The 13644-nt window shown below is 69.0% G+C and carries 12 protein-coding genes; 9 read left to right on the top strand and 3 right to left on the bottom strand.

Annotated features, from left to right (window positions below; translation table 11 throughout):
* The 7 genes from ACFQ27_RS19030 to ACFQ27_RS19000 all read left to right on the top strand — a co-directional run.
* Nucleotides 1-936 (top strand): MutS-related protein (locus ACFQ27_RS19030; protein ID WP_449305023.1); only part of this gene is annotated, 936 nt, incomplete at its 5' end.
* Nucleotides 937-944: 8 nt separating this feature from the next.
* On the top strand, nucleotides 945-1556 hold the full coding sequence (locus tag ACFQ27_RS19025; RefSeq protein WP_377354690.1) for an HAD family hydrolase: 612 nt from the start codon (nucleotides 945-947) through the stop codon (nucleotides 1554-1556).
* A gap of 120 nt (nucleotides 1557-1676) precedes the next feature.
* Nucleotides 1677-1958, top strand: a complete 282-nt coding sequence (locus ACFQ27_RS19020) for a UrcA family protein (protein WP_374343911.1) — start codon at nucleotides 1677-1679, stop codon at nucleotides 1956-1958.
* A gap of 121 nt (nucleotides 1959-2079) precedes the next feature.
* Nucleotides 2080-4902, top strand: a complete 2823-nt coding sequence (locus tag ACFQ27_RS19015) for a [protein-PII] uridylyltransferase (protein ID WP_374344544.1) — start codon at nucleotides 2080-2082, stop codon at nucleotides 4900-4902.
* Nucleotides 4903-4945: 43 nt separating this feature from the next.
* Nucleotides 4946-6604: a murein biosynthesis integral membrane protein MurJ gene (gene murJ / locus ACFQ27_RS19010; RefSeq protein ID WP_377354689.1), complete on the top strand. Its 1659-nt coding sequence runs from the start codon at nucleotides 4946-4948 to the stop codon at nucleotides 6602-6604.
* Nucleotides 6605-6768: 164 nt separating this feature from the next.
* Nucleotides 6769-7800 carry a tryptophan--tRNA ligase gene (gene trpS, locus ACFQ27_RS19005; RefSeq protein ID WP_377354688.1) on the top strand — a complete coding sequence of 344 codons (1032 nt, stop codon included), beginning with the start codon at nucleotides 6769-6771 and terminating at the stop codon, nucleotides 7798-7800.
* A gap of 69 nt (nucleotides 7801-7869) precedes the next feature.
* Entirely contained in the window at nucleotides 7870-8670 is an 801-nt protein-coding gene (locus ACFQ27_RS19000) for an SDR family NAD(P)-dependent oxidoreductase (protein ID WP_374343905.1), read from the top strand.
* Here ACFQ27_RS19000 and ACFQ27_RS18995 read toward each other — a convergent pair.
* The 3 genes from ACFQ27_RS18995 to ACFQ27_RS18985 all read right to left on the bottom strand — a co-directional run bounded on the left by ACFQ27_RS18995 (nucleotide 8667) and on the right by ACFQ27_RS18985 (nucleotide 12270).
* On the bottom strand, nucleotides 8667-9896 hold the full coding sequence (locus ACFQ27_RS18995; protein ID WP_377354687.1) for an argininosuccinate synthase: 1230 nt from the start codon (nucleotides 9894-9896) through the stop codon (nucleotides 8667-8669). The genes ACFQ27_RS19000 and ACFQ27_RS18995 overlap by 4 nt on opposite strands.
* A gap of 79 nt (nucleotides 9897-9975) precedes the next feature.
* The gene (locus tag ACFQ27_RS18990; protein ID WP_377354686.1) at nucleotides 9976-10344 is read right to left on the bottom strand and encodes a hypothetical protein; all 369 of its coding nucleotides are present in this window, start codon (nucleotides 10342-10344) and stop codon (nucleotides 9976-9978) included.
* 6 nt (nucleotides 10345-10350) lie between these two features.
* A complete protein-coding gene (locus ACFQ27_RS18985; protein ID WP_377354685.1) occupies nucleotides 10351-12270 on the bottom strand; it encodes a potassium transporter Kup in 1920 nt (639 codons plus the stop codon).
* A 164-nt stretch (nucleotides 12271-12434) separates the two neighbouring features.
* Between ACFQ27_RS18985 and ACFQ27_RS18980 the strand changes: the two genes are divergently transcribed.
* Together ACFQ27_RS18980 and tsaB are read left to right on the top strand one after the other, a co-directional pair.
* Nucleotides 12435-13010: a NifU family protein gene (locus ACFQ27_RS18980; protein ID WP_374344542.1), complete on the top strand. Its 576-nt coding sequence runs from the start codon at nucleotides 12435-12437 to the stop codon at nucleotides 13008-13010.
* A gap of 60 nt (nucleotides 13011-13070) precedes the next feature.
* The coding region (tsaB, locus tag ACFQ27_RS18975) for a tRNA (adenosine(37)-N6)-threonylcarbamoyltransferase complex dimerization subunit type 1 TsaB (protein WP_377354684.1) at nucleotides 13071-13644 on the top strand (574 nt) is incomplete at its 3' end.

Raw genomic sequence — 13644 nt, 5'->3', positions numbered from 1 at the left:
GTCGCCGCCGGCCAGGCCGAGTGGGCGGAAGACGCCGGGGCGACCCGGCCGATCCTCGACCGCTCCACCGCCTTCGAGGCCGAGGGGGCGCGCCACCCGGTGGTCGAGGCCGCGGTGCGCCGGGCCGGCGAGGCCTTCACCCCCAATGACTGCCGACTGGATGGGGCCGGGGTGGCGGGCGCCCGGCTGGCCCTGGTCACCGGCCCGAACATGGCCGGTAAGTCGACCTTCCTGCGCCAGAACGCCCTGTTGGCTGTGCTGGCCCAGGCCGGCTGCTATGTGCCCGCCCGCCGGCTGCGGCTGGGGGTTGTGGACCGGCTGTTCAGCCGCGTGGGGGCCGGTGACGACCTGGCCCGGGGCCGGTCGACCTTCATGGCCGAGATGGTTGAGACCGCCGCCATCCTGACCCAGGCCACGCCGCGCTCCCTGGTGATCCTGGACGAGATCGGCCGCGGCACGGCCACCTATGACGGCCTGGCCATCGCCTGGGCCTGCGCCGAGGCCCTGCACGAGGTGAACCGCTGCCGGGGCCTGTTCGCCACCCACTATCACGAACTGGCGGTGCTCGAGGACCGGTTGGCCTTCGTCGCCAACCTGTCGCTCAAGGCCAAGGAGTGGAACGGGGACCTGATCTTCCTGCACGAGGCGGGTCCTGGGCCCGCCGACCGGTCCTATGGGGTGCAGGTGGCCAAGCTGGCCGGTGTGCCGCCGGCGGTGGTGTCCCGCGCCCGCGAGGTGCTGGAGCGTCTGGAGCGCGAGGCCGGCGCCCCCGCGCACCTGGACGACCTGCCCCTGTTCGCCGCCGTGGCCGAGCCGGCCCAGGCCGCCTTTGAGGCGAGCAAGGTCGAGGCGGCGCTGGCGGACCTTGACCCGGACAGCATGAGCCCTCGCGAGGCGATGGACGCCCTTTACCGGCTCAAGGGCCTGATGCGGTGAAGGTCCTGATGGTCGATGTCGACGGCGTGGTCGTGCGACATCCGGCCGGCCGGCGCTGGGACCGCGACATGCAGGCCGACCTGGGCCTGGATCCCGGACTACTGCAGCAGCGATTCTTCGCCGCCCACTTTCAGGACGTGGTCACGGGCCGGGCCGACCTGCATGATCGCCTGGCGCCCGTGCTGGCCGAGATCGCGCCGCATCTGACCAGCCAGGCGTTGGCCGACTACTGGTTCGCCCAGGACGCCCATCTGGACCTGGCGCTGCTGGACGATCTCGCCCGGCTCAGGGCGAGCGGCGCAAGGCTGCATCTGGCGACGGTGCAGGAACACCACCGGGCGCGATATCTGTGGGAGACCCTGGGGCTCAAGGATCGCTTCGACGCCATCCACTATGCGGCCGACTATGGCGTGGGAAAACCGGACCCCGCCTTCTTCCGGGCCGTTGAGCAACGGACGGGCCTGCCGGCGTCGGACCTGCTGTTGATCGACGACAGCGCGCGCAATGTGGAATCGGCCCGGGCCTGTGGCTGGTCGGCCGTGCTGTGGGATGGAACTCAGACCCTGTCAGAGGTGCTGGGAGGTCAGCGACACCCCAATCCGAGTTCATACTTTGAATAGATTTCGGTCACTTCAGGTAAACCGTGAATAGAAATTGAGCCTTAATCCGTGGGCGGTAGAACGCCGTCACCAAGCGCCAGGGAATAATCCCAATGCAATGGCGCCCGTCGGAGAACTCGATTGAAGAAGCTCGTCACCCTCGCCACCGCCGCCGCCGCCGTCCTCGCCATCGCCGCCCCGGCCAGCGCCTCTGAAATCCGCGTCTCGGTCGCCGGCAAGTCCGCCGCGCAGCTGAACGCCGAGATCGACGCCGCGGCCCGCACGGTGTGCAAGCGTGAAGTCTCCGGTTCGGTGGTCTTCGCGGGCGCCTTCAAGTCCTGCTATCGCGCCTCCCTGGCCGATGCGAAGAGCCAGCTGCGCCAGTACGCCCAGGCTTCGGGCATGCAGGTCGCGGCGAACTGATCGCCGAACATATCCTGAACTCGCGGAAGGGCCGGGACATCATGTCCCGGCCCTTTTCGCATGGGACTGAGGTTGTGTGGGGCGGCCTGACTATTCCGCATCCTTGGCCTATATCTGGACCATGCCGCCACGCCTGCGCCCGACCCGCCTGGAATATGTCGTTGATGGGGTGCGCCTGCGGGCCCACCTGTCCGCCGCCGCCCTGGACGCCGCCGGCGATCCCGCCGAGCAACGCCGGCGCGCGCTGGAGATCCTCAAACAGGCCCTGTTCCGCGGCCGGATGATCGCCAAGGAGCGCCTGGAGAACGGCGCGGGCGGTATCGAGACGGCGCGGCTCATCTCCGGGGTCACCGACGAGGTGGTCACCGCGCTCTATGATTTCACCACGGTGCACATGTTCCGGGCCCGCAACCCCACCGAGGGCGAGCGCCTGGGCCTGATGGCGGTCGGGGGCTATGGCCGGGGCACATTGGCGCCCTTCTCGGACCTCGATCTGCTGTTCCTGCGGCCCTACAAGCAGACCGCCCACACCGAGAGCGTGATCGAGTTCATGCTCTATGCGCTGTGGGACCTGGGCTTCAAGGTCGGCCACGCCTCGCGGACAGTGGAGGAGTGCGTCAAGCTCTCCCGCGAGGACTACACCATCCGCACCTCGATCCTCGAGGCGCGCCGCCTGACCGGTGACGAGAACCTGGCCGAGGAACTGACCCGCCGGTTCCGGGCCGAGGTGGTCAAGGGCACCGCCGCCCAGTTCGTCGCCGCCAAGCTCAAGGAACGTGACGAGCGCCAGGACCGGGCCGGCGCCAGCCGCTACATGGTCGAGCCCAACGTCAAGGAGGGCAAGGGCGGCCTGCGCGACCTGAACACCCTGTTCTGGATCGCCCAGTACCTCCACCCGGTCGCCCAGGTGGACGGTTTCGTGCCGCTGGAGATGTTCGACCGCAAGGAGGTCGCCGCCTTCATCCGGGCCATCGACTTCCTGTGGGCGGTGCGCTGCCACCTGCATTTCGCCACCGGTCGGCCCGAGGAGCGGCTGACGTTTGACCTGCAGCCGGAGATCGCCCGGCGGATGGGCTATGGCGACCGCGGCGACGCCCCGGCCGTGGAGCGGTTCATGCGCCGCTACTTCCTGATCGCCAAGGAGGTGGGCTCGCTCACCCGGGTGTTCGCCGCCAAGCTGGAGGCCGAGCGGGTCAAGCAGCAGCCCAAGGGCATCTCGCGCCTGCTGACCGGCCGGGCCGCGCCGCGCAAGAAGGCGCTGGACGCCGGTTTCCACGAGGAGGGCGGACGCCTGAACGTGGATGGGCCCAAGGTGTTCGAGACCGATCCGGTCAACCTTTTGCGGCTGTTCAAGCTGGCCGATCAGCGGGACCTGGACCTGCACCCGGACGCCTTCACCTACGCCAACCGGCACGCGGCCCTGATCGGACCCAAGGTGCGGCGCGATCCCGTAGCGGCGCAGGTGTTCCTGGACATCCTGGCCCGCGGGCGCAATCCGCAGCGGACCCTGACCCTGATGAACGAGGCCGACGTGCTCGGCCGGTTTGTGCCGGAGTGGGGCCGCATCGTCGCCCAGATGCAGTTCAACATGTACCACTCGTACACGGTGGACGAGCACACCCTGCGGGCCGTGGGCGTCATCGCCGAGATCGCCGCAGGCCGGCTGAAGGACGACCATCCGCTGGCCAGCCAGATCATGCCGCTGATCGACGATCGCGAGGCCCTGTTCCTGGCCATGCTGCTGCACGACACCGGCAAGGGCGGGGCAGGGGGCCAGGAAAAGGCCGGGGCGCGGGCCGCGCGCCAGGCCTGCGAGCGCCTGGGCCAGGACCGCAAGCGTATCGAGCTGGTCGCCTGGCTGGTGGAGCATCACCTGGTGATGAGCGACTACGCCCAGAAGCGCGACGTCTCCGACCCGCGCACCGTGGCCGACTTCGCCCGCATCGTGGAGACGCCCGAGCGCCTGCGCCTGCTCTTGGTGCTGACCGTGGCCGACATCCGGGCCGTCGGGCCAGGGGTGTGGAACGGCTGGAAGGGCCAGCTGCTGCGCGAGCTCTACGCCGCCACCGAGGCGGTGTTCCGGGGCGGCCGGGGCTCGGACGCCGCCGCCGCCGTGCGCCGGCACCACGAGAACGCCGCCTATGACGCCCGCGTCCGGCTGTCGGCCCAGGACAAGGCCTCCACCGCCTGGTTCCAGGCGATGGAAGACGCCTATTTCACCTCGTTCAATGACGCCGAGGTGCTGGGCCACGCCACCCTCGCCAAGCGCGCCGCCAAGGAGGGCGCCGCAGCGTTGGGCCGGGTGCGACCGGACCTGAACGCCTCGGAGCTGGTGGTCGCCGCCATCGACCGCCCGCGCCTGTTCGTCGATCTCGCCGCCGCCATCACCGGGGCCGGCGCGAATGTGGTGGGGGCCCGGGTCTTCACCTCGCGCAAGGGCCAGGCCCTGGACGTCTTCTATGTGCAGGACGTCACCGGCGCGGCCTTCGGCGCCGACAGCCCGCGCACCCTCGAGCGCCTGGCCGCCAGTCTGGAGGCCGCCGGCCGTGGCGAGCCGGTCAAGGTCGAGGCCAAGAAGATCAGCGACCTGGGCCGCGCCGCCGCCTTCGCCATCACCCCGACCGTGATGCTGGACAATGACGCCTCCGAGGTCTCGACGGTGGTGGAGGCCTCCGGCCGCGACCGTCCCGGCCTCTTGGCCGCCCTGGCCAAGCCGATCTCCGACGCCGGCCTGTCGATCCTGTCGGCCCACATCGACGGCTATGGCGAGCGCGCCGTGGACGCCTTCTATGTGGTGGACGCAGACGGCCGGAAGGTCACCGACGCCAAGCAGATGTCGGGCCTCAAGGCCGGCCTGATGCAGGCCCTGGAAGCCGCCGAGACCCCACCTGGGGTGAAGCCCCGCGCCAACCTGCAGAAGGCCCGCGCCAGCGTCGCACGTTGAGGACGCTTGACCGTCCCCGCTCGGCGGGCGCATGGAGCCCGGCGTGACCGCCGAGCCCGCCCCCGCCGAGAGTTCCGCCCCCGCGCCGCGCAAGGCGCCGGGCGTGATCAAGTCCTCCATGATCTATTCCGGCCTGACCCTGGTCAGTCGGTTCATGGGCCTGGCGCGGGACCTGGTGATCACCGCGCGGATGGGCGCCAGCCTGACCGCCGCGGCGGACGCCTATTTCACCGCCCAGGCGTTCTCCAACCTGTTCCGGCGCATCTTCGCCGAGGGCGCCTTCGCGGCCGCCTTCGTCCCCTCCTATTCGCGCAAGCTGGCTGCAGAGGGCGACGCCCCGGCCGACAAGCTGGCCACCGACGCCCTGGCCACCATGGCCGCCGCCACCATCGTCCTGACCATCGTGGCCCAGCTGGCCATGCCCTGGATCATGCTGGTCTATTCGCCGGGCTATGTGTCCAATCCGGAGAAGTTCCGGCTGGCCGTGGTGCTGACCCAGATCACCATGCCCTACCTGCCCTGCATGGTGGTGGCTTCGCTGCTGGCCGGGGTGCTCACCGCCCGAGGCCGGTTCATCGTCTATGGGCTCTATCCGACCATTCTGAACCTGGTGATGCTGGCCGCCGTCTGGCCGCAGACCGATCCGGTCGAGGCCGCCTACGCCGCCTCCTGGGCGACCATCGTGGCCGGGATCGGCCAGGCCGCCCTGTGCTGGTGGGGCGCCTGGAAGTCCGGCGCCAGGGTCCGGCTGGTGGTTCCGCGCCTGAACCCCGAGGTCAAGGCGCTGATCAAGCTGACCATTCCGGGCGCGCTCGCCTCCAGCGCGGTCCAGGTGAACATCTTCATCTCCACCATGCTCGCCTCCCAGGTCTCGGGCATGCGGGTGTGGATGAGTGTCGCCGACCGCTTCTACCAGCTGCCCCTGTCCCTGGTCGGCACCGCCATCGGGGTCGCGCTTCTGCCCCGCCTGTCCCAGGCCTTCGGGGCCGGCGACGAAGATGACGCCCAGGCCGCCATGGACCAGGCCCTGGTCTTCGCCCTGGCCCTGTGCCTGCCTGCCGCCGCCGCCCTGATGGCCATGCCGGTCTATCTGGTGGACGGCCTGTTCACCCGCGGCGCCTTCGTCCACGCCGACGCCGCCGCCTCTGGCGCGATCCTGTTCCAGTACGGCTGGGGCCTGCCGGCCTTCGTGCTGGTCAAGATCCTGCAGCCGGCCTTCTTCGCGCGCCAGGACACCAAGACCCCGATGCGGTTCTCGCTGATCTCGGTGGCGGTGAACATCGGGGCCGGAGTGGCCCTGTTCTACACCGTGGGCTTTGTCGGCATCGCCGCGGCGACCAGCATCGCCACCTGGATCACCGTCGCCCAGATGGCCCTGACCCTGCGCTCGCGGGCCGCCTATCACCCCTCGGGCCGAGCCTGGTTCAAGATGGCCCGGGTGGCGGCGGCCAGCCTGGGCATGGGCCTGGCGATGTTCGCGGCCTCGCAGTTCCGTCCGATGCTGGAGGCGCCCCTGGCCGGGTTCAGCCTTGGCGGCCTGCACGCCAAGGAGATCACCGTCCTGTTGGTCTGTGTCGCCGGCGCCCTCGTCTATGTGGCTCTGCTGTTCGCCTTCGGCGGCCTGACCCCGGCCGAGCTGAAGGCCGCCCTGCGTCGCCGCGGCGGCGCGCCGGCGCCGGCGGAGGGCCCCGCGACGGACTGAGGCGACGCAGGCTGAGGCTTGCGATAGGCCGCGTGGCCGACTATCAGCCTGCCATGGCTCGTCCCGGACACAACACCTGGCGATGGCGCAGCGCCTGATCCGCTTTCCGCGGCGCACCTTGGCGCGCGCCTTCTGACGACCCGATTTACCCTCAAGGTTTTCCCATGACCGACCAAGCTCCTGTCGCCTACGCGGGTCTCGCCCGCGTGTTGTCCGGCGTTCAGCCCACCGGCGCCCTGCACCTGGGCAACTATCTGGGCGCCCTGGTGAAGTTCACCCGGCTGCAGCACGAGACCGAGACCTTCATCTTCGTCGCCGACATGCACGCCATCACCCAGTGGCAGGACCCCAAGCTCCTGAAGAGCCAGGTGCGCGAGATCGCGGCGGCCTATCTGGCCTCGGGCCTGGATCCGAAGGTGGCGACCATCTTCCCGCAGTCGGCGGTGACGGCGCATGCCGAGCTGGCCTGGATCTTCAACTGCGTCGCCCGCCTCGGCTGGCTCGACCGGATGACCCAGTTCAAGGAGAAGTCGGGCAAGCACAAGGAGCGCGCCAGCGTCGGCCTCTACACCTATCCGGTGCTGCAGGCCGCCGACATCCTGCTCTACAAGGCGACCCAGGTGCCGGTGGGCGAGGACCAGCGCCAGCACCTGGAACTGACCCGCGACATCGCCGCCAAGTTCAATCACGACTACGAGGTTCCGGGCTTCTTCCCGCTGCCTGAAGCCCTGACGCAAGGGCCCGGCGCGCGGATCATGTCCCTGCGCGACGGTTCGGCGAAGATGTCGAAGTCGGACCCCTCCGACTATTCGCGGATCAACCTGACAGATGACGCCGACGCCATCGTCCAGAAGATCAAGAAGGCGCGGACCGATCCGGAACCGCTGCCCGAGACGATGGACGAGCTGAAGGCCAGGCCTGAGGCCAACAACCTGGTCGGCATCTACGCCGCCCTGGACGGTCGGACCTCGGAAGCCGTGCTGGCGGAATTCGCGGGCCAGGGCTTTGGCTCCTTCAAGCCCAAGCTGGCGGATCTCGCCGTCGCCAAGCTCGGCTCGGTGGGCGAGGCCATGCGTGGCTACATGTCCGACCCGGCCGAGATTGACCGCATCCTCGACGCCGGCGCCGCCCGCGCCCGCGAGGTTGCGGCCCCGATCCTGGCCGAGGTGAAGCAGATCGTCGGCTTCTGGGGCTGAGCGGCTTGAAGCCAGGCGCGGTCAGGGCCACCCTTACGCCCTGACACGCTCAAGCCTTGAGGACACGGCATGGACCGCAGACTGGCGCTGGTGACGGGGGCTTCGGCCGGCATCGGCGCGGCCTTCGCGCGCATCTACGCCAGCCATGGCTATGACCTGGCGCTGACCGCCCGGCGCGCCGACCGGCTGGAGCGCCTGGCTGAGGAGATCGGCCTGCGTCACGGCGTTGAGGTGCTGACCATCGCCGCCGACCTCGCCGAGCCCGAGGCCCCGGCGGCGATCCTGGACCACCTGGAGGCCCACGGACGGGTGGTCGACGCCCTGGTCAACAACGCCGGCTACGGCCTGCCTGGAACCTTCGCTGAGACCAGGCTCGCGGACCAACAGGCGTTCCTTCGGGTGATGCTGGAGGCGCCGACCGAGCTCGCCCACCGGGTGCTGCCCGGCATGGTGGAGCGCCGGTTCGGCCGCATCGTCAATGTGGCCTCCCTGGCCGGCCTGGTCCCCGGCTCAGCGGGCCACACCCTCTATGGGGCGGTGAAGGCCTATCTGGTGAAGGCTTCTCAGAGCCTGCACCTGGAGAACCAGGCGACCGGCGTGCATGTCACCGCCCTGTGTCCCGGCTTCACCTATTCCGAGTTCCACGACGTGAACGGCACCCGCAGCCAGATCGGCGCGGCGACCCCGCCCTGGCTGTGGATGGGCGCCGATGAAGTGGCGGCGATCGGCTACGAGGCGGTGGAGGCCAACCGCCCGGTCAGCGTCCCCGGCGCGCCCAACAAGGCCATCGCCGCCTTCGCCAAGCTCATCCCGGACGACTGGGCCCTGGCGCTCATGGCGTGGCAGGGCCCGCGGTTCCGGAAGGTTTAGCCCCGCCGATCCCGCTTCGCGGCGACGCGCAGGCGGAGCGCATTGAGCTTGATGAAGCCGGCGGCGTCGCGGTGGTCGTAGGCGACCTTGCCCTCTTCGAAGGTGACCAGGTCCTGGTCGTACAGCGAATAGGGGCTGGTGCGGCCGATGACGGTGACATTGCCCTTGTAGAGCTTCACCCGGACCTGGCCGGTGACGTTCTTCTGGGAATAGTCGATGGCCGCCTGCAGCATCTCGCGCTCCGGCGCGAACCAGAAGCCGTTATAGATGAGCGACGCATACTTCGGCATCAGCTCGTCCTTCAGGTGCATGGCGCCCCGGTCGAGGGTGATGCTTTCGATGCCGCGGTGGGCGGCCAGCAGGATCGTGCCGCCGGGGGTCTCGTAGACGCCGCGGGACTTCATGCCGACGAAGCGGTTCTCGACCAGGTCGAGGCGGCCGATCCCGTTGTCGTGGCCCAGCTGGTTCAGCTTGGTCAGCAGGGTCGCCGGGCTCATCTTCACGCCGTCGATGGCGACGGGGTCGCCCTTTTCGAAGTCCATGGTGAAGATGGTCGGCTGGTCGGGCGCGGCCTCCGGCGAGATGGTGCGCATGTGCACGAACTCGGGGGCTTCCACCGCCGGGTCCTCCAGGACCTTACCCTCGGAGGAGGAGTGCAGCAGGTTGGCGTCGACGCTGAAGGGCGCCTCGCCGCGCTTGTCCTTGGTGATCTGGATCTGGTGCTTCTCGGCGAAGTCCAGCAGGGCCTCGCGGGACTTGAAGTCCCATTCGCGCCAGGGGGCGATGACGTGGATGTCGGGCTCCAGCGCATAGTAGCCGAGCTCGAAGCGGACCTGGTCGTTGCCCTTGCCCGTGGCGCCGTGGCTGACGGCGTCGGCTCCGGTCTGGCGGGCGATCTCGATCTGGCGCTTGGCGATCAGCGGGCGGGCGATGGAGGTGCCCAGCAGGTACTGGCCCTCATAGACCGTGTTGGCGCGGAACATCGGGAAGACGAAGTCGCGGACGAACTCTTCGCGCACGTCCTCGATGAAGATGTTCTCGGGCTTCACGCCCGCGGCCAGGGCCTTGGCCCGCGCCGGTTCGATCTCTTCGCCCTGGCCCAGGTCGGCGGTGAAGGTCACGACCTCCGCGCCGTATTCGGTCTGCAGCCACTTCAGGATGATCGAGGTGTCCAGGCCGCCCGAATAGGCGAGGACGACTTTCTTGATCGACTTGGCGGCGGCCATGGCGAATTCCTTCGAGAGCTAGGCGGGGCTTTGGCGCCTTAAACGGCCAAAGCCTCGAAATCACAACCCCTAACAGGGCCTACTGCAGCGGCTTGAGCGCGCCCTCGCGCTCCAGGGTCTGGATGACGCTGCCCAACCACCGGAAATGGACGAGGCCCAAGAGCCCGGCGGCGGTAGCGCGGACCCCGAAGAAGATCAGGGCGCTCTGCGGATCCGCGGCGCTGTTGCGGTTGAAGACCACCAGCAGGACGCCCACCAGCAGCGCCAGGGCCGGCACCAGGATCAGGGCGATCCAGCGCTTCACCCGCCAGGTCGGAGCGCCGCTCTGGGCGAACTGCAGCGGGATGGTCACGTCCGGCTCGGTGCGGCTCCACACCACTCGCGAGCCGCCGGCCATGATCGACAGGGCGATGATCCACAGGACGTCGCCGGCGAGGCTGAGAAACATCATGGCCTAAACCGTCACCTGGGTGCCGAGCTCGACCACGCGGCCGGGCGGGATCTTGAAGAAGTCCGTCGGGTTGGCGGCGTTTTTCATCAGGAAAATGAACAACTTATCCTGCCACAGCGGCATGCCGGAGTGGGCGGCGGGCACCACCGAGCGGCGGCCCAGGAAGAAGCTGGTGGCCATGATGTCGAACTTCAGCCCCTGGCGGCGGCACAGGCCCAGCGCCTTGGGCAGGTTCGGGCTTTCCATGAAGCCATAGCGGACGATGACCCGTTTGAAGTCCTCGTTGATCGGCTCGATCTTCACCCGCTCGTCGTCGGACAGGCGCGGGGTGCCGGCGGTGGACACCGTCAGGATGATGTTCTTCTCGTGCAGAACCTTGTTGTGCTTGAGGTTGTGCATCAGGGCCACGGGGGCCAGGTCCGGATCCGAGGTCAGGAAGATCGCGGTGCCAGGCGCCCGGTGCGGCGCGCGGGCCTTGAGGATTTCCGACAGCTCCAGCAGCGGCACGGAGTCGCGGCGGGTCTTGTCGGCCAGGATCTGGGTGCCGCGGGTCCAGGTCCAGATCACCACCACCAGGACCGCGCCCAGCACCAGGGGCAGCCAGGCGCCCTGCGGGATCTTCAGGAGGTTGGAGGAGATGAACACGATGTCGAAGATCGCGAACCCGCCAGACGCCAGAGCCGCCTGCCAGGTCGGCCGCTTCCACATGTGTTTGACGATCACGTAGAACAGCAGGGTGTCGACGAACATCGAGCCGGTGACCGCTATGCCGTAGGCCGCCGCCAGGGCCGAGGAGGTCTTGAAGGCGAACAGCAGGATCAGCACGCCGACCATCAGGAAGGTGTTCACCTGCGGCACAAAGATCTGGCCGGCCTGGGTCTCCGAGGTGCGGCGGATGTCGATGCGCGGGAACAGGCCCAGCTGGACCGCCTGCTGGGTCATGGAGAAGGCGCCGGTGATCACCGCCTGGCTGGCGATGATGGCCGCGATGGTGGCCAGGATCAGGACCGGCCAGTAGATGGCCTCCGGGATCATCTGGAAGAACGGATTGATCCGGGCTTCCGGGTGGGCGAGCACCAGGGCGCCCTGGCCCAGATAGTTCAGCAGCAGGCAGGGCAGGACCAGGAAGACCCAGGCGGCCTGGATCGGCGTCTTCCCGAAATGGCCCATGTCCGCATAGAGGGCCTCGGCCCCGGTCACCGCCAGGAAGACGCTGCCCAGGATGACGAAACCGATGAAGCCGTTCTTCAGCAGGAAGACCACGCCGTAGTGCGGGGACAGGGCGCGGAAAATCGAGAGGTCCTCGGCGATGTGATAGAGGCCGAGCCCGCCCAGGACGATGAACCAGATCAGGGTGATCGGACCGAACCACTTGGCCACGCTGGCGGTGCCGCGCGACTGGATCAGGAACAGGGCCACCAGGATGACGGCGGAAGCCGGCAGAACATAGGTGCTGAGGCTGGCGCCTATGCCCGGCGCCTCCTTCAGGCCTTCGAGGGCGCCCAGGACCGAGACCGCCGGGGTGATGATGCCGTCGCCATAGAACAGCGCCGCGCCGATCACGCCCAGGAAGAAGACCGCGGTGGACTGCCGCCCCAGAGACCGCTGGGCCAGCGCCATCAGGGCCAGGGTGCCGCCTTCGCCCTTGTTGTCGGCCCGCATCAGGAAGACGACGTACTTCACCGTCACGATCAGGATCAGGGCCCAGGTGACCAGGGACACGACCCCCAGCACCGCCAGCTCCGAACTCACCGAATGGCGGGTGTGGTGCAGGGCTTCGCGCATGGCGTAGAGCGGGCTCGTGCCGATGTCGCCGAACACCACGCCCATGGCGCCGAGCGCCAGGGCGGCAAAGCTTTCCTTGTTCGGGGAGTGATGCGACTCCTCGGCCGCCTCGGGGGCGGCGCCGGCCGGATCAGGCATCCAATGTCTCCGGGAACACGTGTTCCCTTTCCGGCCCCATGCCGACAAAGAGCGGGGCGCGATACACCCTTTCCGCGGGGGGTTCAATCATGCCGCGACGCACAGCCGCGCGTGCGGCCCTCGGGATGCTTGCGGTCCGCCCGCGGAAGCGCCACATCTGCCGCATGTTCATCCAGACCGAAGCCACCCCGAACCCCGAAGTTCTGAAGTTCCTGCCCGGCCGCGAAGTGCTGACCGAGGGCTCAGGCGACTTCCGTGACGCCGAGGCCGCCGCCGCCTCGCCGCTGGCCGCCGAGCTGTTCGGCATCGACGGCGTCGTGCGGGTCTTCTACGGCCCGGACTTCGTGACCGTTGGCAAGGACCCGGACCACGACTGGTCGCATCTGAAAGCGCCGATCCTGGCGGCGATCATGGACCACTTCACCTCCGGCGCGCCCTTGTTCGCCGGCGAGGCGGCCCAGGGCGGCGGCCACGACGAGGACACCGTCTACGAGGGCGAGACCGCCCAGGTGGTGGCCGAGATCAAGGACCTTCTGGACACCCGCATCCGTCCCGCGGTGGCCCAGGACGGCGGCGACATCGTCTTCAACCGCTTCGACGCCGACACCGGCGTGGTGTGGCTGCACATGCGCGGCGCCTGCTCGGGCTGCCCCTCGTCCTCGGCCACGCTGAAGGCCGGGGTGGAGAACATGCTCAAGCACTATGTTCCCGAGGTCACCCGCGTCGAACAGACGCTTTAGGGTCGCCTGCGGCCCCTGGCCCTTTCCCTGGCTGGGGGGATCGTGTAGCGCCGGGCGCGCATGATCACGCTCGCCTTCGACACCTGCCTGACCGCCTGCACGGCCGCCGTGCTGGAGGACGAGCGTGTGCTGGTCTCACGCGTGGAGCCCATGGCCCGCGGTCACCAGGAGCGCCTGGCCCCCCTGGTCTACGAGGTGATGGCCGAGGCCGAGCTCAGCTTTGATCGTCTGGACCGCATCGGCGTGACCATTGGTCCGGGCTCCTTCACCGGCCTGCGCGTGGGTCTGGCCTTCGCCAAGGGTCTAGGCGCGGCCCTCGACCGGCCGGTGATCGGCATCGGCGTGCTGGAGGCCCTGGCCGAGCCCTTTGAGGGGCCGTCGGCGGTCTTTTCCGTGCTCGACGCCAAGCGGGGCCAAGTCTACCTGCAGGCCTTCGCCGGCGGGAAGCCGCTGATGGCGCCCGACGCCCTGCCGGTGGAGACCGCCTGCGCCCGCCTGGTCGAGCTGGCCGGGGCCGGCCCCGCGGTCATCACCGGAACCGGGCTTGAGCTCGTCGCCGATGTCCTGCCAGGCGCGCGCCGCGTGCCGGTGGAGCACGCCGATCCGGCCGCCGTGGCCCGGCTCGCCGCCGTGC

It is taken from the genome of Phenylobacterium conjunctum (assembly GCF_042679085.1).
Taxonomy (GTDB): domain Bacteria; phylum Pseudomonadota; class Alphaproteobacteria; order Caulobacterales; family Caulobacteraceae; genus Phenylobacterium; species Phenylobacterium conjunctum.
Note: the sequence above shows the minus strand (reverse complement) of the source record. Positions and strands in the feature narration are given on the sequence as shown.

What these genes read in the sequence shown, in the direction of transcription:
- trpS (WP_377354688.1), top strand. Translation starts at nt 6,769, where the DNA reads ATGACCGACCAAGCTCCTGTCGCCTACGCGGGTCTCGCCCGCGTGTTG.
- ACFQ27_RS18990 (WP_377354686.1), bottom strand. Translation starts at nt 10,344, where the DNA reads ATGTTTCTCAGCCTCGCCGGCGACGTCCTGTGGATCATCGCCCTGTCG.
- ACFQ27_RS18980 (WP_374344542.1), top strand. Translation starts at nt 12,435, where the DNA reads ATGTTCATCCAGACCGAAGCCACCCCGAACCCCGAAGTTCTGAAGTTC.
- ACFQ27_RS19025 (WP_377354690.1), top strand. Translation starts at nt 945, where the DNA reads ATGGTCGATGTCGACGGCGTGGTCGTGCGACATCCGGCCGGCCGGCGC.
- ACFQ27_RS19015 (WP_374344544.1), top strand. Translation starts at nt 2,080, where the DNA reads ATGCCGCCACGCCTGCGCCCGACCCGCCTGGAATATGTCGTTGATGGG.
- ACFQ27_RS18995 (WP_377354687.1), bottom strand. Translation starts at nt 9,896, where the DNA reads ATGGCCGCCGCCAAGTCGATCAAGAAAGTCGTCCTCGCCTATTCGGGC.
- ACFQ27_RS19000 (WP_374343905.1), top strand. Translation starts at nt 7,870, where the DNA reads ATGGACCGCAGACTGGCGCTGGTGACGGGGGCTTCGGCCGGCATCGGC.
- ACFQ27_RS18985 (WP_377354685.1), bottom strand. Translation starts at nt 12,270, where the DNA reads ATGCCTGATCCGGCCGGCGCCGCCCCCGAGGCGGCCGAGGAGTCGCAT.